Raw genomic sequence first — 259 nt, 5'->3', positions numbered from 1 at the left:
CCCGTGAACTGGCATCCAATGGCGCCAATATCGTGCTGAACGGGTTCGGTGATCCCGAGGCGATCGAAAAAGAGCGCGTCAATATCGAACTGGAGTACGACGTCAAGGTTTATTACCTCAATGCTGATCTTTCCCAAGCGGCGGGTACGCGCGCATTTATTGCGGAGGCTGCTGGCAAGCTGGGAGGGCTGGACATCCTGGTCAACAACGCCGGCATCCAGCATACGGATCTGATCGAAGATTTTCCGATCGACAAGTG

General features: G+C 54.8%; 1 protein-coding gene. It reads left to right on the top strand.

The window, feature by feature from the left end; genetic code table 11:
* Positions 1-259: SDR family NAD(P)-dependent oxidoreductase (locus EUU22_RS04275; protein ID WP_129330839.1), on the top strand; the 259-nt coding region annotated here is incomplete at both ends.

The organism is Ciceribacter ferrooxidans (assembly GCF_004137355.1).
In the GTDB taxonomy this organism is placed as follows: domain Bacteria; phylum Pseudomonadota; class Alphaproteobacteria; order Rhizobiales; family Rhizobiaceae; genus Allorhizobium; species Allorhizobium ferrooxidans.
Note: the sequence above shows the minus strand (reverse complement) of the source record. Positions and strands in the feature narration are given on the sequence as shown.